General features: G+C 60.1%; 24 protein-coding genes. 10 read left to right on the top strand and 14 right to left on the bottom strand.

The genetic code is table 11. The features are described from left to right. The first annotated feature begins 20 nt into the window (after positions 1-20). Positions 21-317: a DUF1244 domain-containing protein gene (locus ASG55_RS00860; RefSeq protein ID WP_056782977.1), complete on the top strand. Its 297-nt coding sequence runs from the start codon at positions 21-23 to the stop codon at positions 315-317. Beyond that, positions 310-648 (top strand): HopJ type III effector protein, encoded by a 339-nt coding sequence (locus tag ASG55_RS00855; RefSeq protein ID WP_056782976.1) that lies wholly within the window; start codon positions 310-312, stop codon positions 646-648. Before ASG55_RS00860 ends, ASG55_RS00855 begins: the two co-directional genes overlap by 8 nt. Positions 649-839: 191 nt before the next feature. Here ASG55_RS00855 and trxB read toward each other — a convergent pair whose 3' ends face one another. Next, the gene (gene trxB / locus ASG55_RS00850) at positions 840-1,802 is read right to left on the bottom strand and encodes a thioredoxin-disulfide reductase (RefSeq protein WP_016771656.1); all 963 of its coding nucleotides are present in this window, start codon (positions 1,800-1,802) and stop codon (positions 840-842) included. A 312-nt stretch (positions 1,803-2,114) separates the two neighbouring features. Here trxB and cysZ point away from each other — a divergent pair, with 312 nt between their 5' ends. Together cysZ and ASG55_RS00840 are read left to right on the top strand one after the other, a co-directional pair. Beyond that, complete coding sequence (gene cysZ / locus ASG55_RS00845; RefSeq protein WP_056786736.1) at positions 2,115-2,867, top strand: sulfate transporter CysZ; 753 nt, start codon at positions 2,115-2,117, stop codon at positions 2,865-2,867. A 40-nt stretch (positions 2,868-2,907) separates the two neighbouring features. Beyond that, the gene (locus ASG55_RS00840) at positions 2,908-4,107 is read left to right on the top strand and encodes a glycosyltransferase family 4 protein (protein WP_056782974.1); all 1,200 of its coding nucleotides are present in this window, start codon (positions 2,908-2,910) and stop codon (positions 4,105-4,107) included. 127 nt (positions 4,108-4,234) lie between these two features. Here ASG55_RS00840 and ASG55_RS00835 read toward each other — a convergent pair whose 3' ends face one another. The 3 genes from ASG55_RS00835 to ASG55_RS00825 all read right to left on the bottom strand — a co-directional run bounded on the left by ASG55_RS00835 (position 4,235) and on the right by ASG55_RS00825 (position 6,642). Next, complete coding sequence (locus tag ASG55_RS00835) at positions 4,235-5,338, bottom strand: NADH:flavin oxidoreductase (protein ID WP_056782970.1); 1,104 nt, start codon at positions 5,336-5,338, stop codon at positions 4,235-4,237. A 212-nt stretch (positions 5,339-5,550) separates the two neighbouring features. Further along, complete coding sequence (locus ASG55_RS00830) at positions 5,551-6,033, bottom strand: glutathione peroxidase (protein WP_056782968.1); 483 nt, start codon at positions 6,031-6,033, stop codon at positions 5,551-5,553. 123 nt (positions 6,034-6,156) lie between these two features. Further along, positions 6,157-6,642, bottom strand: coding sequence for an FKBP-type peptidyl-prolyl cis-trans isomerase (locus ASG55_RS00825; RefSeq protein ID WP_056782966.1), 486 nt, complete (start codon positions 6,640-6,642; stop codon positions 6,157-6,159). Between ASG55_RS00825 and ASG55_RS26060 the strand changes: the two genes are divergently transcribed. Genes ASG55_RS26060 through ASG55_RS00815 form a run of 3 tightly spaced genes read left to right on the top strand, consistent with a single transcriptional unit; the run spans position 6,611 to position 9,994 of the window. Continuing rightward, complete coding sequence (locus tag ASG55_RS26060; protein ID WP_082530248.1) at positions 6,611-6,937, top strand: DUF3565 domain-containing protein; 327 nt, start codon at positions 6,611-6,613, stop codon at positions 6,935-6,937. The two genes, ASG55_RS00825 and ASG55_RS26060, sit on opposite strands and share 32 nt — an antisense overlap. Positions 6,938-6,988: 51 nt before the next feature. Further along, complete coding sequence (gene pta / locus ASG55_RS00820) at positions 6,989-9,088, top strand: phosphate acetyltransferase (RefSeq protein WP_024011632.1); 2,100 nt, start codon at positions 6,989-6,991, stop codon at positions 9,086-9,088. Beyond that, a complete protein-coding gene (locus ASG55_RS00815; RefSeq protein ID WP_056782964.1) occupies positions 9,089-9,994 on the top strand; it encodes an acyltransferase in 906 nt (301 codons plus the stop codon). Positions 9,995-10,265: 271 nt separating this feature from the next. Here the strand turns inward: ASG55_RS00815 and cysN are convergent, their stop codons facing one another. The 3 genes from cysN to ASG55_RS00800 form a co-directional block, all read right to left on the bottom strand. Beyond that, positions 10,266-12,164 (bottom strand): sulfate adenylyltransferase subunit CysN, encoded by a 1,899-nt coding sequence (gene cysN / locus ASG55_RS00810; protein ID WP_056782963.1) that lies wholly within the window; start codon positions 12,162-12,164, stop codon positions 10,266-10,268. A 9-nt stretch (positions 12,165-12,173) separates the two neighbouring features. Further along, complete coding sequence (gene cysD / locus ASG55_RS00805) at positions 12,174-13,091, bottom strand: sulfate adenylyltransferase subunit CysD (protein ID WP_056782962.1); 918 nt, start codon at positions 13,089-13,091, stop codon at positions 12,174-12,176. A gap of 249 nt (positions 13,092-13,340) precedes the next feature. After that, a complete protein-coding gene (locus tag ASG55_RS00800; protein ID WP_056782960.1) occupies positions 13,341-14,099 on the bottom strand; it encodes a Nif3-like dinuclear metal center hexameric protein in 759 nt (252 codons plus the stop codon). Between the two features lie 104 nt (positions 14,100-14,203). Between ASG55_RS00800 and algW the strand changes: the two genes are divergently transcribed. The 3 genes from algW to ASG55_RS00785 all read left to right on the top strand — a co-directional run bounded on the left by algW (position 14,204) and on the right by ASG55_RS00785 (position 18,287). After that, positions 14,204-15,361 (top strand): Do family serine endopeptidase AlgW, encoded by a 1,158-nt coding sequence (algW, locus tag ASG55_RS00795; RefSeq protein ID WP_016770590.1) that lies wholly within the window; start codon positions 14,204-14,206, stop codon positions 15,359-15,361. A gap of 88 nt (positions 15,362-15,449) precedes the next feature. Beyond that, positions 15,450-17,555 (top strand): TonB-dependent siderophore receptor, encoded by a 2,106-nt coding sequence (locus ASG55_RS00790; protein ID WP_056782958.1) that lies wholly within the window; start codon positions 15,450-15,452, stop codon positions 17,553-17,555. A gap of 12 nt (positions 17,556-17,567) precedes the next feature. Beyond that, entirely contained in the window at positions 17,568-18,287 is a 720-nt protein-coding gene (locus tag ASG55_RS00785) for a DUF4198 domain-containing protein (protein WP_056782956.1), read from the top strand. 862 nt (positions 18,288-19,149) lie between these two features. Here ASG55_RS00785 and hisC read toward each other — a convergent pair. The 7 genes from hisC to ASG55_RS00750 all read right to left on the bottom strand — a co-directional run bounded on the left by hisC (position 19,150) and on the right by ASG55_RS00750 (position 25,032). Next, positions 19,150-20,202, bottom strand: coding sequence for a histidinol-phosphate transaminase (gene hisC, locus ASG55_RS00780; protein WP_056782953.1), 1,053 nt, complete (start codon positions 20,200-20,202; stop codon positions 19,150-19,152). A 3-nt stretch (positions 20,203-20,205) separates the two neighbouring features. Beyond that, on the bottom strand, positions 20,206-21,543 hold the full coding sequence (gene hisD / locus ASG55_RS00775) for a histidinol dehydrogenase (RefSeq protein WP_056782950.1): 1,338 nt from the start codon (positions 21,541-21,543) through the stop codon (positions 20,206-20,208). Positions 21,544-21,669: 126 nt separating this feature from the next. Further along, positions 21,670-22,305, bottom strand: a complete 636-nt coding sequence (gene hisG, locus ASG55_RS00770) for an ATP phosphoribosyltransferase (RefSeq protein WP_016771668.1) — start codon at positions 22,303-22,305, stop codon at positions 21,670-21,672. Positions 22,306-22,433: 128 nt separating this feature from the next. Further along, positions 22,434-23,699, bottom strand: a complete 1,266-nt coding sequence (murA, locus tag ASG55_RS00765) for a UDP-N-acetylglucosamine 1-carboxyvinyltransferase (protein ID WP_016771669.1) — start codon at positions 23,697-23,699, stop codon at positions 22,434-22,436. Positions 23,700-23,721: 22 nt separating this feature from the next. Then, positions 23,722-23,961, bottom strand: coding sequence for a BolA family protein (locus tag ASG55_RS00760; RefSeq protein ID WP_016771670.1), 240 nt, complete (start codon positions 23,959-23,961; stop codon positions 23,722-23,724). 115 nt (positions 23,962-24,076) lie between these two features. Continuing rightward, positions 24,077-24,382 carry an STAS domain-containing protein gene (locus tag ASG55_RS00755; RefSeq protein WP_056782947.1) on the bottom strand — a complete coding sequence of 102 codons (306 nt, stop codon included), beginning with the start codon at positions 24,380-24,382 and terminating at the stop codon, positions 24,077-24,079. Next, positions 24,379-25,032, bottom strand: coding sequence for an MlaC/ttg2D family ABC transporter substrate-binding protein (locus ASG55_RS00750; RefSeq protein WP_056782946.1), 654 nt, complete (start codon positions 25,030-25,032; stop codon positions 24,379-24,381). Before ASG55_RS00750 ends, ASG55_RS00755 begins: the two co-directional genes overlap by 4 nt. Between the last annotated feature and the right edge of the window lie 9 nt (positions 25,033-25,041).

Here is a 25,041-nt window from a genome sequence, read left to right as displayed (position 1 = left end):
CTGTCTCGAAGAGACCCCCCATGACTGATCAACAACGCCTGGAACTCGAAGCCGCCGCCTTTCGCCGACTGGTCGCCCACCTCGACAGCCGCAAGGACGTGCAGAACATCGACCTGATGAACCTCGCCGGGTTCTGCCGCAACTGCCTGTCGAAATGGTACAAGGCCGAAGCCGACCAACGTCAGATCGAGGTCAGCCTCGATGACGCCCGCGAAGTGGTGTACGGCATGCCCTACGCCGAGTGGAAAGCCCAATACCAGCAAGAAGCCAGCGCCGAGCAGCAAGCAGCGTTTGCCAAAGGAAAACCCAATGACTGATCTGAACACCCTGCGCGCCAGCTTCAAGAGTGGCGAGCATGTTTTCGCCGACACCCTGGCGTTCATCGCCGCCGGTTACGACTACCAGCCTCAAGCGTTCAACAACGGCGGCGTGGAAAACGCTGCCGGCCAGAATGAAGGCTCGTGCAAGACCCTGGGTCTGGCACTGCTGGAAGGCTTGAGCGATGAAGAAGCGCTGCTGGCGTTCGGCGAGCATTACCGTTCGGTGCTGGCGACGCCCGAGGGCAGCGATCACGGCAATATCCGCGCGTTGATCAAGCACGGCCTGGCCGGGGTTGAATTCAGCGCCCAACCCTTGACCCGCCGCTGATCCCCAACGGCCACACATAACACCTGTGGGAGCGAGCCTGCTCGCGAAGACGGACTGACATTCAACGTTGATGTCGACTGATACACCGCTTTCGCGAGCAGGCTCGCTCCCACACTGGATGCGTGGCGACTGCGAATCTCGGGCACAAAAAAACCGGCCAATCTGGCCGGTTTTTTTTATGCCCTGCGGTCTTAGAACGTGGCGTTCTGCAAGCCGTCCAGGTAACGCTCGGTGTCCAGTGCCGCCATGCAACCGGCGCCGGCCGAGGTGATGGCCTGACGGTAAACGTGGTCAGCCACGTCACCGGCAGCGAAGATGCCTTCGACGCTGGTGGCAGTCGCATTGCCTTCACGGCCGCCCTGCACAACCAGGTAACCGTCTTTCAGCGTCAACTGGCCTTCGAACAGCGAAGTGTTCGGGGTGTGGCCGATGGCGATGAACACGCCGTCGACTTTGATCTCGTCGAAGCTGCCATCGTTGTTGCGCAGGCGCGCACCGGTCACGCCCATGTTGTCGCCGAGGACTTCGTCCAGGTTGGCGTTCAACTTGAGAATGATCTTGCCTTCAGCCACACGAGCGTTGAGCTTGTCGATCAGGATCTTCTCGGCGCGGAAGGTTTCGCGACGGTGAATCAGAGTCACGGTGCTGGCGATGTTGGCCAGGTACAGCGCTTCTTCGACAGCGGTGTTGCCACCGCCAACCACGGCGACCGGCTTGTTGCGGTAGAAGAAACCGTCGCAGGTTGCGCAGGCCGACACGCCTTTGCCCATGAACGCTTCTTCCGACGGCAGGCCCAGGTAACGGGCGCTGGCACCCGTGGCGATGATCAGCGCATCGCAGGTATAGACGGCGCTGTCGCCGGTCAGGGTGTAAGGCTTGGCTGCGAAGTCCACTGCGTTGATGTGATCGAAAACGATCTCGGTCTCGAAACGCTCGGCGTGCTCGCGCATGCGCTCCATCAACACCGGACCGGTCAAGCCATGAACATCACCCGGCCAGTTGTCGACTTCGGTGGTGGTGGTCAGTTGACCGCCGGCCTGCATGCCGGTAATCAGCAGTGGCTTGAGGTTGGCGCGGGCCGCGTAGACCGCAGCGCTGTAACCGGCGGGGCCGGAACCGAGAATGATCACTCGCGAATGACGGACTTCAGACATGAATCTGCTCCTGTTGGCCGGCCATGAAAAATCTGGCGCGGACGCCGGACGGCCGGCGGAATAAAAAAGGACCGTGGACACCTTGGGGAAGGCTTGAACTCGACAGTCCTGTAAAAAGTTGGGTGCAGCGTATCGAGGGGGGCAAGATTAAGGAAATACGGTTTAACAATCCAGCTCATAGGTGGTCTCTATGCCGAGACGGTGACGAGATAGACCTCTTTGTTACAGTGAATGTCGATTGCTCTGCCGCGCTTTCGCCGCTGGGGCAAAGTCGGTAACGTCGGCGCGATTTCCCTTGCTTCGGAGCACCTTATGCCCGCCCCTGTTCTGTCAGGCCCGCAATACCTGCGCGAAGGCCTCAAACTGGTCCTGAGCCCTGGCCTGCGCCTGTTCGTGTTGTTGCCGCTGGCTATCAACCTGGTGCTGTTCGTCGGATTGATCTATCTGGCCGGCCACCAGTTCAGCCTGTGGGTCGACACGCTGATGCCCTCGTTGCCTGAATGGCTGAGTTTCCTCAGCTATATCCTCTGGCCATTGTTCGTGGTCCTGGTGGCCTTGATGGTGTTTTTCACCTTCACCATGCTCGCCAACATCATTGCCGCACCGTTCAACGGCTTCCTTGCGGAAAAAGTCGAAGTGGTGGTGCGCGGTACCGATGATTTCCCGGCGTTCAGTTGGGGCGAACTGATCGCGATGGTCCCACGCACCCTCGCCCGGGAAATGCGCAAGCTCGGCTACTTCCTGCCGCGCGCCATTGGCCTGTTCATCCTTTCGTTCATCCCGGTGGTAAATATCGTCGCCGCGCCGTTATGGCTGCTGTTCGGTGTGTGGATGATGGCCATCCAGTACATCGACTACCCGGCGGATAACCACAAACTCGGCTGGAACGAGATGCTCGCCTGGCTGCGGCAGAAGCGCTGGCAGAGCATGAGTTTTGGCGGGATCGTCTATCTGGTGTTGCTCATTCCGGTGGTCAACATCCTGATGATGCCGGCGGCGGTAGCCGGGGCGACATTGTTCTGGGTGCGCGAACGTGGCGCCGAAAACCTGGTGATACAGCACTGACCGCGTCACAAATCCATCATCCGATCGTAACAAGCTCGACATGGCCTCAGCCGACACTGAGGTCATGACGATAGCTCTACATATCACCCTCATCAGCGAAACCTTCCCACCGGAAATCAACGGCGTGGCCAATACCCTTGGCCGCTTGTGCGAGGGTTTGCGCGCACGAGGGCATCAGGTGGAGCTGGTGCGCCCGCGCCAGGCCGGTGATCCACAACGCAGCGAAGACGATGCACTGTTGCTGTGTCGCGGATGGCCGCTGCCGGGCTATCCGGGGCTGCAATGGGGCCAGTCGTCGATGCATAAACTGCTGCGGCGCTGGAAACGCCAGCGCCCCGATGTGCTGTACATCGCCACGGAAGGCCCGCTGGGATTGTCGGCACTGCGTGCCGCACGGCGCCTGGGGATTGCGGTGGTGAGCGGCTTTCACACCAACTTCCAGCAATACACCAGCCAGTACGGCCTCGGTCTGCTGACGCGGATGCTTACCCACTACCTGCGCTGGTTTCACAATCGTTCGGCAATGACTTTGGTGCCGAGCGCCAGTCAGCGCCTGGAGTTGGAGCGGCGGCATTTCGAGCGGCTGGCGTTGTTGTCGCGGGGTGTGGACAGCCAGTTGTTTCATCCGAGCAAACGTCAGAGCGCGTTGCGTGAGCAATGGGGGCTCTCTGACACGGATATCGCGGTCATCCACGTAGGAAGGCTCGCCCCGGAGAAAAATCTGGGCCTGCTCAAACGCTGCTTTGAAACCCTGTCTGCGACTTATCCACAGCGCCATCTGAAGCTGATCGTGGTCGGTGACGGCCCGCAGCGTTCGGCGCTGGAAAAAGAATTGCCGGAAGCGATCTTCTGCGGCGCGCAGCGGGGTGAAGTACTGGCGGCGCACTATGCCTCAGGGGATCTGTTTGTATTTCCCAGCCTCACCGAAACCTTCGGCAATGTGGTGCTGGAAGCCCTGGCTTCGGGACTCGGCGTTGTTGCCTATGACCAGGCAGCGGCGGCGCAGCATATTCGCCATGGCTACAACGGCGTTTCGGCAATGCCCGGCGATGAGCAGGCGTTTTGCGAAGCGGCGGCGTGGTTGCTGGAGGAAGATGAACGGTTGCGTTGTGTGCGGCTGAATGCGCGGCAGCATGGCAGTCGCCAGGGCTGGGCGGCGATTATCGAGCAATTCGAGGGGTATTTGCGGGGGGCTTGTGTGGGGGAGTTGGTGGTGCCTGGGGCGCAGACACAACCTTAGATTTTCGGCGACATAGATACAGCTTTCGCGAGCAGGCTCGCTCCCACATGAGTACTGCATTCTTTCAGATGGAATGCGGTCGAAGGTGGGAGCGAGCCTGCTCGCGAATGGTTCGAACTGGCGCTGCTTAAACCAGGGTCATCAACGCCTCACGACTGAACGGCAGAATATCCTGCTCACGTCCTTCACGGACTTTCTGCGCCCAGTCCGGATCGACCAGCAGCGCGCGGCCCACTGCTACCAGGTCGAACTCTTCTTTGTTCAGACGCTCCAGCAGGTTTTCCAGGCTGGCCGGTTGCGCGACCTTGTCGGTGTTGACCATGAACTGCAGGAACTCGCCGTCCAGGCCGACGCTGCCCACGGTGATGGTCGGTTTGCCGGTCAGCTTGCGGGTCCAGCCAGCAAGGTTCAGATCCGAACCGTCGAACTCCGGCTCCCAGAAGCGTCGGGTCGAGCAGTGGAAAATGTCCACGCCAGCGTCGGACAGCGGCTTGAGAAATTCGCCCAGCGCTTCGGGGGTTTGTACCAGACGCGCGGTGTAATCCTGCTGCTTCCACTGCGAGAAGCGGAAGATGATCGGGAAACCCTCACCGACAGCTGCGCGCACTGCTTGAATCAATTCGATGGCAAAACGCGAACGGTTGGCCAGGCTGCCACCGTATTCATCGCTGCGCTGATTGCTGCCTTCCCAGAAGAACTGGTCGATCAGATAACCGTGGGCGCCATGGATTTCCACACCGTCCATGCCGATGCTTTGCGCATCTTTGGCCGCCTGGGCGAACGCAGCGATCACGTCCTGAATATCCTGTTTGGTCATGCCGTGAACCACGACCTGACCGTCCTTGAGTTTTTCCGACGGACCGTAGCCCGGCACGCTGGCGTCCGGCTCGGTGCCGAAGCGGCGTACGCTGCCGACATGCCACAGTTGCGGGACGATCTTGCCGCCCTCGGCGTGCACGGCGTCGACGACTTTTTTCCAGCCGGCCAGCGGCGCGTCACCGAAAAATTGCGGCACGTTTGGATAGCCATTGGACGCGATGTGGCCGACCGTGGTGCCTTCGGTGATGATCAAGCCAACCCCAGCGGCCGCACGACGACGGTAGTACTCGATGACTTTGGAATTCGGCACGCCGCCCGGGGAGAACGAGCGGGTCATTGGCGCCATGACGACGCGGGTCGGCAGTTCGAGGGCACCGAGATGGAACGGTTTGAACAGGGCTTTAACGGGCATCGAGAGGCTCCACGAAAACATTGGCGACAGGCATGAATCGATATGACGCCGATAATATTGAGAGTCGAGAGCTCTGAACAGCATTATTGATTTTGGTGATTAAGGATCAAAAGATTGAAAAGCAAAAGATCGCAGCCTTCGGCAGCTCCTACACGAGATTGGTGTTCTCCCTGTAGGAGCTGCCGAAGGCTGCGATCTTTTGATCCTGCTTTTCAGCCCAGCGCTTGTTCAATCGCATGCACGATCGTCGGATCATCCGGCGCCGTGCGCGGCGAGAACCGCGCCAGCACCCGGCCGTCCTTGCCGAGCAGAAACTTCTCGAAATTCCAGGTGATGTCGCCGGGAAACTCGGCGCCCTCGCCCGCCAGCAGGCGATACAAATGATGCCGCTCGTGGCCGTTGACTTCGAGTTTGCTCGCCAACGGGAACGTCACGCCATAGTTGAGGCTGCAGAATTCCTGGATTTCCTTTTCCGAGCCTGGCTCCTGACCGGCAAACTGGTTGCACGGCAGGCCCAGCACAGTGAAGCCTTTGGCCTTGTATTGCTGGTAGAGGTTTTCCAGTGCCGCGTACTGGGGGGTCAAGCCGCATTTGGAGGCCACGTTGACCACCAGCACGACTTGGCCCTTGAACGGCGCCAGCGGTAGCTCCTGACCATCCAGGCCGGTCAACTTAAGGTCGTGAAAAGCACTCATGCCGAACTCCAGGATTCTCGTGTTCTACTCGAAACAGCCACTTGGCGAGGCCACCAAGGACAGCCGCGGACTAAAAAGGCGCCCACAGGCGCCTCTCCAGTACTCGAAGCTTAGCGCAGAAAATCAGTGGTGATGGCCACCTTCGCCATGGACGTGGCCATGAGCGATTTCTTCCTGGCTGGCGTCACGGATATCAACGATCTTAACCTTGAAGTTCAGGCGCTGACCGGCCAGAGGGTGGTTGCCATCAACGGTGACGTCGTCGCCGTCCAGGTCACGAATGGTGACGATCTGCATCTGGCCGTCCGGCGCCGAAGCGTGGAACTGCATGCCGACTTCCAGCTCGTCAACGCCTTCGAACATGCTGCGGCTCAGGGTGCTGACCAGCTCGGCGGCGTATTCGCCGTAAGCATCTTCCGGCTCAACGGCCACTTCCAGCTCGTCGCCGACAGCTTTGCCTTCCAGGGCTTTTTCCAGGCCCGGGATGATGTTGCCTGCACCTTGCAGGTAAACCAGCGGAGCGCCGCCGGCGGAGCTGTCGATGACCTCACCAGCGTCGTTGGTCAGGGTATAGTCGATGGAGACAGCCTTATTGGCGGCGATCAGCATGGGGCGAGACCTTTTGCATAAGAATATAGAAAGGCCAAGTTTAGCGAAGCAATCGCGTGAAAGCGACCACAACCCGGACAAACGGGTTTCGACCATCACCGGCTTTCATCAGGACGAAGATGGCCATTGGGTGGTCGAGCTTTCCTGTGGCCACACCCAGCACCTGCGCCACCAGCCGCCGTGGCAAACCCGCGCCTGGGTCCTGGATCCGGCGCAACGTATTGAAAAAACAGGTCAACCCTTTGCCTGCGGTTGGTGTGCACAAGGCTCGGTTAGCGATAACCTTGGCGACTGAATTTCGGTAGTCGGCCAGACATAGGCTGACACCCTTGCATAGAGAATTCCCATGCAAACTTTTTTTATCGCCCCCACCGATTTTGGCGTGGGTCTGACCTCCATCAGCCTCGGGCTGGTGCGCACGCTTGAACGCGCCGGGCTGAAAGTCGGCTTCTTCAAACCGATCGCCCAGCCGCACCCCGGCGACACCGGCCCTGAGCGATCCACCGAACTGGTGGCGCGCACCCACGGTCTGAAACCGCCGCAGCCGTTAGGCCTGGCGCACGTTGAACGCATGCTCGGCGACGGTCAGCTCGACGAACTGCTCGAAGAAATCATCGCCCTGTATCAGCAAGCGGCGGTCGGCAAAGACGTGCTGGTGGTCGAAGGCATGGTGCCAACCCGCAGTGCCAGTTACGCCGCGCGGGTCAATCTGCACCTGGCCAAGAGTCTGGATGCCGAGGTGATTCTGGTCTCGGCGCCGGAAAACGAAGTGCTCGCCGAGCTTTCTGGCCGTGTCGAGCTTCAGGCTCAATTGTTCGGTGGCCCGAAAGATCCGAAAGTCCTCGGGGTGATCCTCAACAAGGTCAAGACCGACGAGAGCATGGACGCCTTCGCCACGCGTCTGAAGGAGCATTCGCCGTTGCTGCGCAGCGGTGATTTCCGCTTGCTTGGCTGCATCCCGTTTCAGCCGGAACTCAATGCGCCACGCACCCGCGACGTCGCCGACCTGATGGGCGCGCAAGTGCTCAACGCGGGCGACTACGAAACCCGGCGCATGAGCAAAATCATCATTTGCGCACGAACCATGCGCAACACCGTCGAGCTGCTCAAACCCGGCGTGCTGGTGGTGACGCCAGGCGATCGCGACGACATCATCCTCGCCGTCAGCCTCGCAGCGATCAACGGTGTGCCGCTGGCCGGCCTGCTGCTGACCAGCGACACCCTGCCCGACCCGCGCATCATGGACCTGTGCCGAGGCGCGTTGCAGGCCGGTTTGCCGGTGTTGTCGGTGAGCACCGGCTCCTACGACACCGCCAATCTGCTCAATGGCCTGAACAAGGAAATCCCGATCGATGACCGCGAGCGCGCGGAGATCATCACCGATTTCGTCGCCAGCCACCTCGACGCCAACTGGCTGCATCAGCGCTGCGGTACGCCTCGGGAGATGCGCCTGTCGCCGGCAGTGTTCCGCTATCAATTGATCCAGCGCGCGCAAGCGGCGAACAAGCGCATCGTCTTGCCCGAAGGCAGCGAGCCGTTCACCGTGCAAGCGGCGGCGATCTGTCAGGAACGCGGGATCGCCCGCTGCGTGCTGTTGGCCAAGCCCGAAGACGTCGAAGCGGTCGCCCGCGCGCAAGGTATCGTGCTGCCGCCGGGTCTGGAAATCCTTGACCCGGACCACATCCGCGAGCGTTACGTCGAGCCGATGGTCGCCCTGCGCAAGAGCAAAAGCCTCAACGCACCGATGGCCGAGCAACAACTGGAAGACACCGTGGTGATCGGCACCATGATGCTTGCGCTGGATGAGGTCGACGGCCTGGTTTCGGGTGTGATCAACACCACCGCCAACACCATCCGCCCCGCCCTGCAACTGATCAAGACCGCACCGGGCTGCACGCTGGTGTCGTCGGTATTCTTCATGCTGTTCCCCGAAGAAGTGCTGGTCTACGGCGACTGCGTGATGAACCCGCACCCGAGCGCCGCAGAACTGGCCGAGATCGCCCTGCAAAGCGCCGACTCGGCGGCCGCATTCGGTATCACTCCACGGGTGGCGATGATCAGCTACTCCAGCGGTGAATCGGCTCGTGGTGAAGAAGTCGAGAAAGTCCGCGAGGCAACTCTGCTCGCCCATGAGCAACAAAACTCGCTGTTGATCGACGGCCCGTTGCAATACGACGCCGCCGCCAACGCCGACGTGGCGCGGCAACTGGCGCCGAACAGTCAGGTCGCCGGGCGCGCCACGGTGTTTGTGTTCCCCGATCTGAACACCGGCAACACCACGCACAAAGCCGTACAACGCAGCGCCGACTGCGTCAGCCTCGGGCCGATGCTGCAAGGCCTGCGTAAACCGGTGAACGACCTGCCGCGCGGCGCGCAAGTCGATGACATCGTCTACACCATCGCGCTCACCGCGATTCAAGCCGCCAACCGACCTATGGATGTGTAAATGCTGGATTTTCTACCCGCCCCCGTGCGCGGCGTGATCGCCTCGCTGCTGTTGGCGCTCAACACGATTCTGCTGTGCTCGTTCCTGTTCTGTGTGGCGCTGGTCAAGGCCCTGCCGTTTGCCTTTACCCAGCGCATTGCCGGTTGGCTGATGAGCCACACCCACGAGGCGTGGATCAGCAACAACAAGGGCTGGATGAATCTGGTACGGCGCACCCGCTGGCACGTCAGCGGCCTGCAAGGTCTCGACTATCAGCACTCGTACCTGATCACCAGCAACCACCAGAGCTGGGTGGATATTCTGGTGCTGCAATACGTGCTCAACCGCAAGATCCAACCGCTGAAGTTTTTCCTCAAGCAGGAGCTGATCTGGGTGCCGGTGATTGGTCTGGCCTGGTGGGCGCTGGGCTTTCCGTTCATGAAGCGCTACTCCAAGGCGTACCTGGAAAAACACCCGGAGAAGAAAGGCAAGGACCTGGAAACCACGCGCAAGACCTGCGCGAAATTCCGCCATAACCCGGTGGGGATTTTCAACTTCGTCGAAGGCACACGCTTCACCGAAGGCAAGCATGCGCAGCAGCAGTCACCGTTCAAATACCTGCTCAAGCCCAAGGCCGGCGGGATCGCCTTTGTGCTGGATGCGATGGGCGAACAGCTGGAGTCGATCGTCAACGTGACGATTCATTATCCAGCGGGGCGTCCAGGGTTCTGGGATTTGCTCTGCGGCAATGTGCGCGATGTGGTGGTGCATTTTGAGGAAATCAAAATCCCGCCGGCCTTCATCGGCAAGAACTACGACCAGGACGGCGAGTATAGATTGCAGTTCCAGGGCTGGATCAATCAGCTGTGGCTGGACAAGGATGCGTTGCTGGAGCAGATGCACCGCGAATATCCACCCAAACACTGACCCCTGTGGGAGCGAGCCTGCTCGCGAAAGCGGTGGATCAGCTTGCAAAGATGTTGAATGAGATAAAGCTTTCGCGAGCAGGCTCGCTCCCACAGTTGATCGTTCCCACGCTCCGCGTGGGAATGCAGCCCGGGACGCTCCGCGTCCCTGCCGAAGCGGACGCGGAGCGTCCAATGAGGCATTCCCACGCGGAGCGTGGGAACGATCACCCAACACTAAAAAAGCCCGCCGATGATCACTCATCGGCGGGCTTTTCATTAGTGCCTAACGCTTATATCGCGCCACGCTGACGCAACAGCTCCAGCACTTGCTTGACGCTTTCTTCCAGACTCAGCGACTGCGTGTCGATCACCAGATCGGCATTGAGCAGCACGTCGTACGGGAAGGATTCGCCCGGGATATTGTCGCCGCCAGCAGCGTACAGCCCTTGCGGATCACGCTCGGCGCACACGGTCGGCGAGGCCTGCACGTAGACCGTCAGCAAGCGATCCTTGCCGATCAGTTCCTTGGCCTGCTCGCGACCTTCGGCACTTGGCGCGACGAACGCGGCCAGGGTCAGCAGCCCCGCTTCGTTGAACTGACGCGCCACGTGGGCGGCTCGACGCCAGTTCTCGGTACGCCCGGCGCGATCCTGTGGCAGACCTTTGTTCAAGTCATGACGCAGGTTCTGGCCATCGAGTACAAACACCGCGCGGCCCATGTCGAACAGCTTGCGCTCGACCGCATACGCCAGGGTGCTTTTACCCGCGCCGGACAGGCCGCTGAACAGCACGGTGGCCGGTTGCTGGCCGAAGCGCTGGGCGCGTTCTTCAGTCGCCACGTGGGCCAGTTTGCCGTGGTGGGTGGCAGTGCCATGCGCTACAGGCTGAGCGACGATCATGCCGGCGCCAACGGTGCCGTTGGTCAGGCGATCGATGACGATGAATGCGCCGGTGGTGCGGTTGCTTTCGTAACCGTCGAGGGCGATCGGCGCGTCGAGCGCGATCTTCACCTTGCCGATTTCGTTGAGCTGCAACGCGCTCGCCGGGCCTTCTTCCAATGTGTTCACGTCGACCTTGTTGACGATGCTGGCGATGGAGCCCGGCACGTAACTGGTGGCGCGTTTGATGTCGTATTTCTTGCCCGGCAGCATCGGCTCTTCAGCCATCCACACCAGCATCGCTTCGAAGCTGTCGGTGACCGGTGGCACGTTGTCGGCATGCACCAACAGGTCGCCACGGGAGATGTCGATTTCGTCTTCCATGGTCAGGGTTACCGCCTGACCTGGACCTGCGTGCTCCAGTTCACCTTCGAAGGTGACGATGGATTTCACCCGGCTGCTCTTGCCCGACGGCAGCACCACGACTTCGTCGCCCTTGTGCACGATGCCGCTGGCCAGGGTGCCGGCGAAACCACGGAAATTCAGGTTCGGACGGTTGACGTACTGCACCGGGAAACGCAGATCGGTGAAGTTGCGATCGCCCGCCACTTCCACTGTCTCGAGAATTTCCATCAGCGACTGGCCGGTGTACCACGGCGAGCGCTCGGACTTGTTCACCACGTTGTCGCCTTTAAGGGCAGACATCGGCACGAAGTGCATGCTGGTCGGCTTCATCTTCAAGCCTTCGGCGAACTTCAGGTAGTCGGCCTTGATCGACTCGAACACGCCTTCGTCGAAGTCCTTCAAGTCCATCTTGTTGATGGCGACGACGATGTGTTTGATGCCCAGCAACGAAGCAATGAAGCTGTGACGACGGGTCTGGGTCTGCACGCCGTAACGGGCGTCGACCAGAATGATCGCCAGGTCACAGGTGGACGCACCGGTGGCCATGTTGCGGGTGTACTGCTCATGGCCGGGGGTGTCGGCGATGATGAATTTGCGCTTGGCGGTGGAGAAATAGCGGTAAGCGACATCAATGGTGATGCCCTGCTCACGCTCGGCCTGCAGACCGTCGACCAGCAATGCCAGGTCGATGTCGTCACCGGTGGTGCCGACTTTCTTCGAATCGCGGGTGATCGCTTCGAGGTGATCTTCGTAGATCATCTTCGAGTCGTGCAGGAGGCGCCCGATCAGGGTGCTCTTGCCGTCATCGACGTTACCGCAGGTCAAAAAGCGCAGCAGCTCTTTACGTTCGTGCTGGCCCAGGTAGGCGAGGATGTCCTCGCTGATCAAATCAGAAACATGCGACATGACAGCCCCTTAGAAATAGCCTTGACGTTTTTTGTCTTCCATCGAACCTGCGCCATCGTGGTCGATGACCCGGCCCTGGCGCTCGGAAGTTCGCGTCAGGAGCATTTCCTGAATGATGTCCGTCAGGCTTTCGGCCTCGGACTCCACCGCGCCCGTCAACGGGTAGCAGCCAAGGGTGCGGAACCGCACTTTCTTTTTCACGATGCGCGCTTTGTCTTCTTCGGACAGGTGCTCGAGGATGCGCTCGTCGTCGATCATGATCAGCGTGCCGTTCTTCTCGATCACTTCGCGTTCGGCGGCGAAGTACAGGGGCACAATCGGAATGCCTTCGAGATAGATGTACTGCCAGATGTCCAGCTCGGTCCAGTTCGACAACGGGAATACACGAATGGATTCGCCCTTGTTGACCTTGCCGTTGTAGACGTTCCACAGCTCCGGACGCTGGTTTTTCGGGTCCCAGCGGTGCTTGCTGTCACGGAACGAGTACACGCGCTCTTTGGCGCGGGATTTCTCTTCATCGCGACGGGCGCCGCCGAACGCTGCGTCGAAACCATGCTTGTCGAGTGCCTGTTTCAGGCCTTCGGTTTTCATGATGTCGGTGTGCTTGGCACTGCCGTGGGTGAACGGGTTGATGTTCTGCGCCACGCCATCGGGGTTGATGTGGGTAATCAGGTCCAGGCCCAAGTCTTCGACCATCTTGTCGCGGAACTTGTACATTTCCTGGAATTTCCAGCGGGTGTCGACGTGCATCACCGGAAACGGCAGTTTGCCCGGGAAGAACGCCTTGCGTGCCAGGTGCAGCATCACGGCGGAGTCTTTACCGATGGAGTACAGCATCACCGGGTTATCGAACTCGGCGGCCACCTCGCGGATGATGTGGATGCTTTCCGCCTCCAGCTGTTTCAGATGCGTCAGTTTGTCGACCATGGCTACTCACGAAAGCTTTCTTATGAACGGCCAGCGGGCCGTGTTCGAGCGAGGAATCCTAGCACAGCGACCTCTTCTAATCAGGACGCCAACTAGATCGAAAGGGTATATGAATATGCCCACCAGTTCGGCCGTCAGGGCCGAACGTGGGAGCGAGCCTGCTCGCGAAGGCGGAGTGTCAGGCACCTTTGTATTGAAGGTCTGACGCCTTCGCGAGCAGGCTCGCTCCCACAGGAGTTTGCGGTGAGCTCAGATCGGGTTGGGGCAATCGATGAAGATGTGCTCAAGGGCAAAGCGCTTCGCCAGATACTCGCCCAACGCCTGCACGCCATAGCGTTCGGTGGCGTGATGGCCGGCGGCGATGAAGCTGATGTCGTTTTCCCGCGCACTGTGGAAAGTCTGCTCGGAGGCCTCGCCACTGATGAACAGATCGACCCCCGCCGCCACGCCCTGATCGATATAACCCTGGCCACCGCCGGTGCACCAACCGACGCGGCGGATCATGCCGCTGCCTTCGATCAGCAGCGGCTCGCGGCCCATGACTTCCTGCACCTTGCGCGCGAAATCCCGCGCAGTCATCGGCTCATTCAGCGAACCGACCAGCCCGACGATTTTCGGGTTGCTCGGGTCCAACGGCCCTTCAACAGTAATGTCGAGCTGACGCGCCAGTTGCACGTTGTTGCCAACGTCCGGGTGCAGATCCAGCGGCAGGTGATAAGCGAGCAGACTGATGTCGTGCTTGAGCAAGGTTTTCAAGCGGCGCTGTTTCATGCCGGTGACGCAGGGGTTTTCGCCTTTCCAGAAATACCCGTGGTGGACCAGGATCAGGTCGGCCTCGGCCTCGACGGCGGCATCGAGCAACGCCTGGCTGGCGGTGACGCCACTGACGATGCGCATCACCTGCGGGCGGCCTTCGACCTGTAATCCGTTGGGGCAATAATCGGCAATTTTCGCACTGCCCAGGTAACGGTCGGCTTCTTCGACGAGGGTGCTGAGGGCAACGGCCATGAAAGACTCCTAAATATCCCGTTCAGAGGCGCGCGCGGCCTCGTATAATGCGCGACATTATGGGCGGTCTGACCTCGCCTGCAACCTTTCCAGGAACGTGCTTAATGCTCAAGGCGCTGCGTTTTTTTGGCTGGCCGCTGTTGGCCGGTGTGCTTATCGCTCTGTTGATTATTCAGCGTTACCCCGAGTGGGTCGGGCTGCCGAGCCTCGACGTCAATCTGCAACAGGCGCCACAGACCACGATCGTGCAACAGGGGCCGGTGTCCTATGCGGATGCGGTGGGCATCGCCGCGCCGTCGGTGGTCAACCTGTACACCACCAAGGTCATCAACAAACCGGCGCATCCCTTGTTCGAGGATCCGCAGTTCCGCCGCTTCTTCGGTGACAATTCGCCGAAACAGAAGCGCATGGAATCGAGCCTCGGTTCCGGGGTAATCATGAGCCCGGAAGGCTACATCCTCACCAACAACCACGTCACCAGCGGCGCCGACCAGATTGTCGTGGCATTGAAGGACGGTCGCGAAACACTCGCACGGGTGATTGGCAGCGATCCTGAGACTGACCTGGCTGTCCTGAAGATCGACCTGAAAAACCTCCCGGCAATCACCGTCGGCCGCTCCGACAGCATTCGCATCGGTGACGTCGCGCTCGCTATCGGCAACCCGTTCGGCGTCGGTCAGACCGTAACCATGGGCATCATCAGCGCCACCGGCCGCAATCAGTTGGGCCTGAACAACTACGAAGACTTCATCCAGACCGATGCGGCGATCAACCCGGGCAACTCCGGCGGTGCGCTGGTCGACGCCAACGGCAACCTCACCGGCATCAACACGGCGATCTTTTCCAAGTCCGGCGGCTCGCAAGGCATCGGATTTGCCATCCCGGTGAAACTGGCGATGGAAGTGATGAAGTCGATCATCGAGCACGGCCAAGTGATTCGTGGCTGGCTGGGCATCGAAGTACAACCGCTGACTCAGGAACTGGCGGAGTCGTTTGGCTTGTCCGGGCGTCCGGGGATTGTCGTCGCCGGAATCTTCCGTGACGGCCCGGCGCAGAAAGCCGGCCTGCAACTGGGCGATGTGATTCTGAGCATCGATGGCGAGCCCGCCGGCGATGGTCGCCGCTCGATGAACCAGGTGGCGCGGATCAAACCGACCGACAAGGTGACAATTCAGGTCATGCGCAACGGCAAGGAGCTGAAGCTGACGGCTGAAATCGGCCTGCGTCCACCACCGGCACCGGTGAAAGAAAAAGAAGAGTAAAAATGTTTTCGCGCCAACGGCGCGAATAACAGACATTCTCAACGGGCATGTTATATTGTTTCAATTCTCGCAATTGGAACAACATAACATGTCGTCTCGCAAAAAGGCCTCACTGTTGGGCCTGACTCTGGGTTTGCTCTGCGATCCCGCCTTCGCCGATGAGCCGCAGCCCGTTGAGCTGGAAGCCATCAGCGTCACCTCCGACTACGAATCACCCACCGGCCCGGTCAGCGGTTATCGCGCGACTCGCTCCGCCAGTGCGACCAAAACCGACACGGCGATTCGCGATATTCCGCAAGCCATCAGCGTGGTCCCGGCCAGTGTGCTCTCGGATCTGGGCAGCAGCAGCGTGGAACGCGCACTGGATTTTGCTGGCGGCGTATCGAAGCAGAACAACTTCGGCGGCCTGACCCTTTACGAATACAGCGTGCGCGGCTTCACCACGTCCGAGTTCTACAAGGACGGTTTCAGCGCCAATCGCGGTTACCCGAGCACGCCGGATGCGGCCAATATCGAGCGCATCGAAGTGCTCAAAGGCCCGGCCGCCAGCCTTTACGGTCGGGGCGATCCTGGCGGCACGGTAAACATCGTCACCAAGAAACCGCAGCCAGAAGCGTTCACCACCCTGCAAACCAGCGCCGGAAGTTGGGACCGCTATCGCACCGCGCTGGACGTCAACACGCCCCTCGATGATCAGGGCAATGTGTTCTCGCGCATCAACCTCGCCGTAGAAGACAACAACAGCTTTCGCGACCACGTCGACAGCCAGCGGGTTTTCGTTGCGCCCTCGATCAGTTGGCAGTTGAGCCCGGACACCTCGCTGCTGGTGGAGAGCGAAATCGTCCGTCACAACTCGACGTTCGATCGTGGCGTTGTGGCGCCGAACAACAAATGGAGCGGCGTTTCGCGCTCGACGTTCTTGGGCGAGCCCAACGACGGCAACATCGACAACCACAACAACCTGCTCCAGGCCACTCTTGAACACCATCTGAACGACAGCTGGAAACTGCGTCTGGCCAGCCACTACAAGGAAGGCAAGCTCTGGGGCGACGCCACGGAACAACGCGCGCTGAACGCCGACGGCCATACGGTCAACCGCCGCTTGCGCGAACGCGACACGAGTTGGCACGACAGCATCACCCAACTGGAACTGCGCGGTCTGTTCGACCTCGGGCCGTGGCAGCATGAATTGCTGATCGGCACCGAGTACGAGAATTACCGCAAGGACGAACGCGTCACCACCATTGCTGGCGGCCCCTACGCCATCGACATCTATAAGCCGGTCTACGGCCAGCCGAAACCCAACGGCGCACGCTCGGGCACCGACTTCTTCGAACACGTCGAAAGTCATGCGCTGAATCTGCAGGACCAGATCATCTTCACCGACAAGCTGCGCGGCATGGTCGGCGCGCGCTTCGAGCACTTCGATCAGCGCATCGACGATCACAGCCGCAACGCCAAAAGCCAGCAGCGCCACGACGCGCTGACTCAACGCGCTGGCCTGCTCTATCAGCTCACGCCGAACACCGGCCTGTTCGCCAACGCCTCGACCTCGTTCAAACCGAACAACGGCCTGGATGCATCGGGCAAATCCTTCGACCCGGAAGAAGGCGTCGGTTATGAAGTGGGAATCAAGAACGAGCTGTTCGATGAGCGTGTGAGCAGCACCCTCGCCTTCTTCCACATCGACAAGGAAAACGTTCTCGCCCTCGATCCGGGCACCGACACCAGCCGCGCCATGGGCAAGGCGCGCAGTCAGGGCTTCGATTGGCAAGTGAGCGGCCAGGTGACCGACGCGGTGCGGGTCATCGGCGCCTTCGCCTACATCGACGCCGAGGTGACCAAGGGCGACGCGACCATTCCCACCGGCAGCCGCATCCTCGGCGTGGCCAAACGCAGCGGCAGTCTGCTGGGCGTCTATGAATTTCAGGATGGCCGTCTGCGCGGTTCAGACGTCGGCGCAGCGTTCACCTACGTCGGCGATCGCTCGGGCGAATCCGGCAGCGACTTCGAATTGCCGGCCTACCAGACCGTCGACTTGCTCGCACATTACAAGGCCAGCGACAACGTCACGGTCGGCCTGAACCTGAACAACATCTTCGACGAAAAATACTACGAGCGCTCCTACAGCAACTACTGGGTCAACCCCGGCGAGCCGCGCAATTTCACCGTCAGCCTGACACTCAACCTGTAAAAGGACGTCACCATGCACTACGGCAAATCCCTTCTGCTCATCGCTGCGCTATTCACCGGTCAGGTGTCGGCCCACGGCCTGTGGACAGAGGAACGACGCGGCAACATCGAAGTGGTCTACGGTCACGGCGCCGAAGACAACGCCTTCAAGGCACAAAAAATCAGCGGTGCCTGGGCATATGACGCAAGCGGCAAAATGATCCCGGTCAGCGTCGAGCGCCTGGCCGATCATGCCCGTTTGAAACCATTGAAGCCGCCGGCGGTGATGGCCGTGGCGCTGAACAATGGCATGTGGTCGCAGACGGCGAACAAGAAGTGGATCAACGAAGGACGCAGCAAAGTGCCCGGCGCCACCGAGGCCACGCAGACCTTCAAGTACAGCCTGGCGATCTATCAGCCGGGGGCGAGGTTGCCGAAACTGGACCAGATCAAACTGCTGATCCTGCCGGAGGTCGATCCGCTGACGGTCGGGCCGGGCAAATCGTTACCGGTGCGGGTGCTGCTCGATGGTAAACCGGCGGCAGGTGTGAAGTTATATGGCGACTATCGCAGCGCGCCAAACACCCTGAGCACCGAGACCGACAAGGACGGGCGTGCGCAGGTGCTGGTGCGTAATGAAGGGTTGAATGTGATTGCGGCGCAGGTTGAAGTGCCGGTGAAGGACAGTGTGGATGTGGACAGTCGTGGGTTGTTCAGTTCGCTGACATTCGTTGGCGAGCCGCATCACGAATAAAAGCACACCCTCACCCCAGCCCTCTCCCGGCGGGAGAGGGAGCCGACCGAGTTGTCTTGCGGGATACATCGACCTGAAAGACCGAGTTGATTATGGATTCAATACAAATCGTTCAAGTCGGTGAACCTCTGCAATATTCCCNGCCGACCGAGTTGTCTTGCGGGATACATCGACCTGAAAGACCGAGTTGATTATGGATTCAATACAAATCGTTCAAGTCGGTGAACCTCTGCAATATTCCCATTCAGTCCTCTCTCCCTCTGGGAGAGGGGGCCGACCGAGTTGTCTTGCGGGATACATCGACCTGAAAGACCGAGTTGATTATAGATTCAATACAAATCGTTCAAGTCGGTGAACCTCTGCAATATTCCCCATTCAGTCCCCTCTCCCTCTGGGAGAGGGGCCGACCGAGTTGTCTTGCGGGATACATCGACCTGAAAGACCGAGTTGATTATGGATTCAATACAAATCGTTCAAGTGCCGACCGAGTTGTCTTGCGGGATACATCGACCTGAAAGACCGAGTTGATTATGGATTCAATACAAATCGTTCAAGTCGGTGAACCTCTGCAATATTCCCATTCAGCCCCCTCTCCCTCTGGGAGAGGGGGCCGACCGAGTTGTCTTGCGGGATACATCGACCTGAAAGACCGAGTTGATTATGGATTCAATACAAATCGTTCAAGTCGGTGAACCTCTGCAATATTCCCNGCCGACCGAGTTGTCTTGCGGGATACATCGACCTGAAAGACCGAGTTGATTATGGATTCAATACAAATCGTTCAAGTCGGTGAACCTCTGCAATATTCCCCATTCAGCCCCCTCTCCCTCTGGGAGAGGGCTAGGGTGAGGGGCTTTTGCTTTTAGAGGTCGCCAAGGCCGTCGATCAACGCCTGATTCTGCTCCGGCGTACCCACCGATATCCGCAAGAACTGCGCAATCCGTTCCTGCTTGAAGTGCCGCACGATCACGCCCTGCTCGCGCAGCTTGGCCGCCATGCCCGCCGCATCATGCTGCGGGTGGCGAGCGAAGATGAAGTTGGCCGCCGACGGCAGCACTTCAAAGCCTTTAGCCTGCAACTGCGCCACCACCCATTCGCGGCTCTCGATCACCTGACGACAGGTCTTGTCGAAATACTCGCGATCGGCAAAAGCCGCCGCCGCGCCGACAATCGCCAGACGATCCAGTGGATAGGAGTTGAAGCTGTTCTTGATCCGCTCCAACGCCTCGATCAGATCCGGGTGCCCTACCGCCAGACCGACACGCAGGCCGGCCAGCGAGCGTGACTTGGACAGCGTCTGCGTCACCAGCAGATTCGGATAGCGGTCCACCAGACTGATCGCCGTCTCGCCACCGAAGTCGATGTACGCCTCATCCACGACTACAACCGAATCTGGACTGGCCTTGAGGATTTGCTCGACGGCGTCCAGCGCCAGCAGGCATCCGGTCGGGGCGTTCGGGTTGGGGAAAATGATCCCGCCATTCGGTTTGGCGTAGTCGGCCGGGTTGATCTGGAATTGCGCATCCAGTGGCACCGCATCGAATTCAATGCCGTACAGACCGCAGTAGACCGGATAGAAGCTGTAGCTGATGTCCGGGAACAGCAGCGGCTGATCGTGTTGCAGCAGACCGTGGAAGATGTGCGCGAGCACTTCGTCCGAACCGTTGCCAAGGAACACCTGACTGGTTTGCACGCCGTAATATTCGGCCACGGCGTTTTTCAGCAGATCACTGTTCGGGTCCGGATACAGGCGCAAGTTGTCGTTGAGTTCGGCTTGCATCGCCGCCAGCGCTTTTGGCGACGGGCCATACGGATTTTCGTTGGTATTGAGCTTGACCAGTTTGGTCAGCTTCGGCTGTTCGCCCGGCACGTAGGGCACCAGATCCTTGACGAACGGGCTCCAGAATTTACTCATCGCTCAGTTCCCCTGCCCTTTCAGAAAGTCTTGGTCTTTGATGCGGTATTCGGCGCTGCGCGCGTGGGCGCTCAGCGATTCACCACGGGCCAGTACCGATGCAGTTTTGCCCAGTTCGGAAGCGCCGGCCTCGGAGCAGAAGATGATCGACGAGCGCTTCTGGAAGTCGTAGACACCCAGCGGCGAGGAGAACCGCGCGGTGCCGGAAGTCGGCAACACGTGGTTCGGACCGGCGCAGTAATCGCCCAACGCTTCGGAAGTGTGGCGGCCCATGAAGATCGCACCGGCGTGACGAATCTGCGGCAACCAGGCTTGTGGATCGGCGACCGACAACTCCAGGTGTTCCGGGGCGATACGATTGGCGACTTCGATGGCCTGGGCCATGTCACTGACCTGGATCAGCGCACCACGGCCATTGATCGAAGTTTCGATGATGGTCGCGCGGTCCATGGTCGGCAGCAATTTATCGATGCTCGCGGCTACCTTGTCGAGGAACTCGGCGTCCGGGCTGACCAGAATCGCTTGCGCGTCTTCGTCGTGCTCGGCCTGGGAGAACAGGTCCATGGCAATCCAGTCCGGATCGGTCTGGCCGTCGCAGACAACAAGAATTTCCGAAGGGCCGGCGATCATGTCGATGCCGACCTGGCCGAACACATGGCGCTTGGCCGTGGCCACATAGATATTGCCCGGGCCGACAACCTTGTCGACACGCGGCACGCTTTCGGTGCCATAAGCCAGTGCGGCAACTGCTTGCGCGCCGCCGATGGTGAACACGCGGTCGACACCGGCGATGCAGGCAGCGGCCAGCACCAGCTCGTTGATTTCACCGCGCGGGGTCGGCACGACCATGACCACTTCGGTCACGCCGGCCACCTTCGCCGGAATCGCGTTCATCAATACCGACGACGGATACGAAGCCTTGCCACCTGGCACGTACAGGCCGGCACGATCCAGTGGCGTGACTTTCTGGCCGAGCACCGTGCCGTCAGCCTCGGTGTAGCTCCAGGAATCCTGCTTCTGTTTTTCGTGATAGCTGCGCACGCGGGCGGCGGCTTTTTCCAAGGCCTCGCGTTGCGGCACAGTGATGCGGGTCAGGGCCAGTTCGAGACGCTCGCGCGGCAGGATCAGGTCGGCCATCGAGGCGACTTCGAGGCCGTCGAACTTCTGGGTGAACTCGACCAGCGCCGCGTCACCGCGCTCGCGCACAGCCTTGATGATGTCGAGCACGCGCTGATTGACCGAGTCGTCAGACACACTTTCCCAGCTCAGCAGATGATCCAGATGATGCGCGAAATCCGGGTCAGCAGCGTTGAGTCGGCGAATTGCAGTCGGTGCGGTCATAGCGAGAGCCTCATAGGAATTGGCAAAAAACTCAGGCGCCCGAAACTAGCATTCGATCCGCTTGGGCACCTGAGAATTCTGGCTATGAGGCGGATAGACGGCGCGGCCTCGGGCCGCGCTGGTAGATCAGCCGCGGTGTCGCGATTCCACTGCGTTGCGCAGGGTGTCGATCAACGCCTGGATTCGGGCGTGCTGCATTTTCATTGAAGCCTTGTTGACGACCAGACGCGAGCTGATCGTGGCGATCAGTTCCTGTGGCTCCAGGCCGTTGGCGCGCAGGGTGTTGCCGGTGTCGACCACGTCGATGATCTTGTCGGCCAGCCCGATCAGCGGCGCCAGCTCCATCGAGCCGTACAGCTTGATGATGTCGACCTGACGGCCCTGCTCGGCGTAATAACGCTTGGCAACGTTGACGAACTTGGTCGCCACGCGCAGACGGCCCTTGGGCTCGGCTGCGCCGATCTTGCCGGCGGTCATCAACTTGCACTGGGCGATCTGCAGGTCCAGCGGCTCGTAGAGGCCCTGGCCGCTGTATTCCATCAGCACGTCCTTACCGGCGACGCCGAGGTCGGCCGCGCCATGCTCGACATAGGTCGGCACGTCGGTGGCACGCACGATCAGCAGACGCACGTCGTCCTGGGTCGTGGGAATGATCAGCTTGCGGCTCTTGTCCGGATTCTCGGTCGGCACGATGCCCGCTTCAGCGAGAAGCGGCAGAGTGTCGTCAAGGATGCGGCCCTTGGACAGTGCGATGGTCAACATGGGAAACGTCAGTCCTTATCAAGGTACTCATGCCCGGTCGCAATCGGCGCCGGACACACATCGAGGGTGCGTACACCCTCGACTCGAAACGAATTCAGCGGACACGTCCCTGTGTCCCGATGCAGCGATCAGCCCGGAACGCGACGGATCTTGGCACCCAGCATTTGCAGTTTTTCTTCGATGCACTCGTAACCACGGTCTATGTGGTAGATGCGGTCGATCAGCGTGTCGCCTTCGGCAACCAGCGCCGAGATCACCAGACTGGCCGATGCACGCAGGTCGGTGGCCATGACTGGCGCGCCCTTGAGCTTCTCGATACCGGTGACGATGGCAGTGTTGCCTTCAACCTGGATGTGCGCGCCCATGCGGTGCAGCTCGTACACGTGCATGAAACGGTTTTCGAAGATTGTCTCGATCACCGCACCAGTACCTTCGGCAATGGCGTTGAGCGAGATGAACTGGGCCTGCATGTCGGTCGGGAACGCCGGGTACGGCGCGGTGCGCACGTTGACCGCCTTCGGGCGCTTGCCGTGCATGTTCAGCTCGATCCAGTCTTCACCGCAGGTGATTTCCGCACCGGCTTCACGGAGCTTTTCCAGTACCGCTTCGAGAATGGTCGGATCGGTGTCCTTGACCTTGACGCGGCCACCGGTCACGGCAGCAGCGACCAGATAGGTGCCGGTTTCGATACGGTCAGGCATGACCTTGTAGAACGCCGAACCCAGACGCTCGACGCCATCGATAGTGATGGTGTCGGTGCCGGCGCCGGAAACCTTGGCGCCCATGGCATTGAGGAAGTTCGCCAGGTCGACTACTTCAGGTTCGCGCGCGGCGTTCTGCAACACGCTGCGGCCTTTGGCCAGTGCAGCGGCCATCATGATGTTCTCGGTACCGGTCACGCTGACGGTGTCGAAGAAGAAGTGCGCGCCGCGCAAGCCACCTTCAGGTGCCTTGGCCTTGATGTAGCCGCCTTCGACGTCGATGACCGCGCCCATGGCTTCCAGACCGCGGATGTGCAGGTCGACCGGACGCGAACCGATGGCGCAACCGCCAGGCAGTGCGACTTCGGCTTCACCGAAACGCGCGACCATCGGGCCGAGCACAAGGATCGACGCACGCATGGTTTTCACCAGTTCGTACGGCGCGATCAGGGTCTTGATGGTGCGCGGGTCGATTTCGACGCTGAGCTTCTCGTCGATTACCGGCTCAATGCCCATGCGCCCGAACAGCTCGATCATGGTGGTGATGTCGTGCAGGTGCGGCAGGTTGCCAACGGTGACCGGGCCATCGCACAGCAAGGTCGCGGCCAGAATCGGCAGGGCGGAGTTCTTCGCGCCGGAAATGCGGATCTCGCCATCAAGACGAGCGCCACCGGTAATAATCAATTTATCCATTAGTATCTCGACGCCCTAGGGCTCAGGTGCGCTCGGCCCAGGCCGCGCGGCTGAAAAATTTCATAGTGACCGCATGGATGCTGCCATCGGTGATCCATGGGTTCAAATGGGCATAGACCTGCTGCTGACGCTTCACCGGGCTCAACGCCGCCAGTTCATCGCTAATCACGTTCAGCTGGAAGTTGCAGCCTTCGCCCTCAACTTCTACCAGCGTTCCTGGCAGCTTTCCTTCAAGGAAGCTCTTCACTTCTACGGCCTGCATGCTCAACCTCAATCGGCGCCCTGTGCGCACGGGTCGGACATCATACAAAAAAGCCCCGCGCCTGCGAACCCCGCAACGCAGGACTCTGACGGGGGGCTTCTTTGTAGATGATGGTTCAGGGTTGCGCCAACAGCTCGGTCAGTTCACTGACCTGAGCGATTTCGCGCATGTCTTCAGGCATCGCACGGATGCTGACGGCCTTGCCGGCCGCCTGGGCATCGCGCATGAAGCACAGCAGCAACGACAGGCCGACGCTGCTGGACTTCTGCACCGCCGAACAATCGATGACCAGCGCGGACGCCTTGCTCGACTTGATCAGCGCCTGCCCTTCCTTGCGCAGCTCAGGCCCGGTGCGGTAATCCAGCACGCCGCTGAGCACCAGCTCGTCGACATCACTCATACGAACTGCCGCCTCACTCATTGCGCTGGCTTCGCGGCGGCTTTGTCGGTTTCCTGCTTGGCCTTGGCCACTTCACCGGCCCAGCCATCGATGGTCTTGTCCAGATCGTTGCCATTGCGTTGCATGGCGTCGGCGAACTGGTCACGGAACAGCTTGCCGATGTTGATGCCGTTGATGATCACGTTGCGCAGTTTCCACTCGCCGCTGATCTTCTCAAGCGTGTACTGCACCGGATAGATCGCGCCATTGCTGCCTTTGACGGTCATGTTGACGCTGGTGCGGTCGCCCGATTCGTCTTTGGCCGGGTCAACCGTGATGCCCTGGTTGTTGTATTCCAGCAGAGCGTTGCCATAGAACTGGAACAGACCGCGCTTGAAGTTTTCCTGAAAGCGCTGCATCTGCTCAGGCGTGGCCTTGCGCGAATACTTCACGGTCATGATGCTTTTGGAGATGCCCTCGGCATCCACCACCGGCCCCACAATGTTGTTGAGCGCCGCATAGAAATCCTGCGGATCCTGCTTGTACTTCTCTTTGTTTGCCTGCAAGTCGGCAAGCATCCGGTTCGTGGTGTCCTGAATCAGGTCATGAGCCGATTGCCCCGGTGCAGCGTTAGCCATCAACGGCAGGGCCGCGAGCAACACCAACAGGCCACGTCGCAAGATAGAGATCATTCAAAAGCT

The organism is Pseudomonas sp. Leaf434 (genome assembly GCF_001425545.1).
GTDB classification, from domain to species: Bacteria; Pseudomonadota; Gammaproteobacteria; order Pseudomonadales; family Pseudomonadaceae; genus Aquipseudomonas; species Aquipseudomonas siliginis.
This window is presented reverse-complemented; position numbering and strand designations above follow the sequence as displayed.

Coding starts and splice junctions, on each gene's coding strand:
- ASG55_RS00860 (WP_056782977.1), top strand. CDS start 21: ATGACTGATCAACAACGCCTGGAACTCGAAGCCGCCGCCTTTCGCCGA.
- ASG55_RS00855 (WP_056782976.1), top strand. CDS start 310: ATGACTGATCTGAACACCCTGCGCGCCAGCTTCAAGAGTGGCGAGCAT.
- trxB (WP_016771656.1), bottom strand. CDS start 1,802: ATGTCTGAAGTCCGTCATTCGCGAGTGATCATTCTCGGTTCCGGCCCC.
- cysZ (WP_056786736.1), top strand. CDS start 2,115: ATGCCCGCCCCTGTTCTGTCAGGCCCGCAATACCTGCGCGAAGGCCTC.
- ASG55_RS00840 (WP_056782974.1), top strand. CDS start 2,908: ATGGCCTCAGCCGACACTGAGGTCATGACGATAGCTCTACATATCACC.
- ASG55_RS00835 (WP_056782970.1), bottom strand. CDS start 5,338: ATGCCCGTTAAAGCCCTGTTCAAACCGTTCCATCTCGGTGCCCTCGAA.
- ASG55_RS00830 (WP_056782968.1), bottom strand. CDS start 6,033: ATGAGTGCTTTTCACGACCTTAAGTTGACCGGCCTGGATGGTCAGGAG.
- ASG55_RS26060 (WP_082530248.1), top strand. CDS start 6,611: ATGGAGACAGCCTTATTGGCGGCGATCAGCATGGGGCGAGACCTTTTG.
- ASG55_RS00825 (WP_056782966.1), bottom strand. CDS start 6,642: ATGCTGATCGCCGCCAATAAGGCTGTCTCCATCGACTATACCCTGACC.
- pta (WP_024011632.1), top strand. CDS start 6,989: ATGCAAACTTTTTTTATCGCCCCCACCGATTTTGGCGTGGGTCTGACC.
- ASG55_RS00815 (WP_056782964.1), top strand. CDS start 9,089: ATGCTGGATTTTCTACCCGCCCCCGTGCGCGGCGTGATCGCCTCGCTG.
- cysN (WP_056782963.1), bottom strand. CDS start 12,164: ATGTCGCATGTTTCTGATTTGATCAGCGAGGACATCCTCGCCTACCTG.
- cysD (WP_056782962.1), bottom strand. CDS start 13,091: ATGGTCGACAAACTGACGCATCTGAAACAGCTGGAGGCGGAAAGCATC.
- ASG55_RS00800 (WP_056782960.1), bottom strand. CDS start 14,099: ATGGCCGTTGCCCTCAGCACCCTCGTCGAAGAAGCCGACCGTTACCTG.
- algW (WP_016770590.1), top strand. CDS start 14,204: ATGCTCAAGGCGCTGCGTTTTTTTGGCTGGCCGCTGTTGGCCGGTGTG.
- ASG55_RS00790 (WP_056782958.1), top strand. CDS start 15,450: ATGTCGTCTCGCAAAAAGGCCTCACTGTTGGGCCTGACTCTGGGTTTG.
- ASG55_RS00785 (WP_056782956.1), top strand. CDS start 17,568: ATGCACTACGGCAAATCCCTTCTGCTCATCGCTGCGCTATTCACCGGT.
- hisC (WP_056782953.1), bottom strand. CDS start 20,202: ATGAGTAAATTCTGGAGCCCGTTCGTCAAGGATCTGGTGCCCTACGTG.
- hisD (WP_056782950.1), bottom strand. CDS start 21,543: ATGACCGCACCGACTGCAATTCGCCGACTCAACGCTGCTGACCCGGAT.
- hisG (WP_016771668.1), bottom strand. CDS start 22,305: ATGTTGACCATCGCACTGTCCAAGGGCCGCATCCTTGACGACACTCTG.
- murA (WP_016771669.1), bottom strand. CDS start 23,699: ATGGATAAATTGATTATTACCGGTGGCGCTCGTCTTGATGGCGAGATC.
- ASG55_RS00760 (WP_016771670.1), bottom strand. CDS start 23,961: ATGCAGGCCGTAGAAGTGAAGAGCTTCCTTGAAGGAAAGCTGCCAGGA.
- ASG55_RS00755 (WP_056782947.1), bottom strand. CDS start 24,382: ATGAGTGAGGCGGCAGTTCGTATGAGTGATGTCGACGAGCTGGTGCTC.
- ASG55_RS00750 (WP_056782946.1), bottom strand. CDS start 25,032: ATGATCTCTATCTTGCGACGTGGCCTGTTGGTGTTGCTCGCGGCCCTG.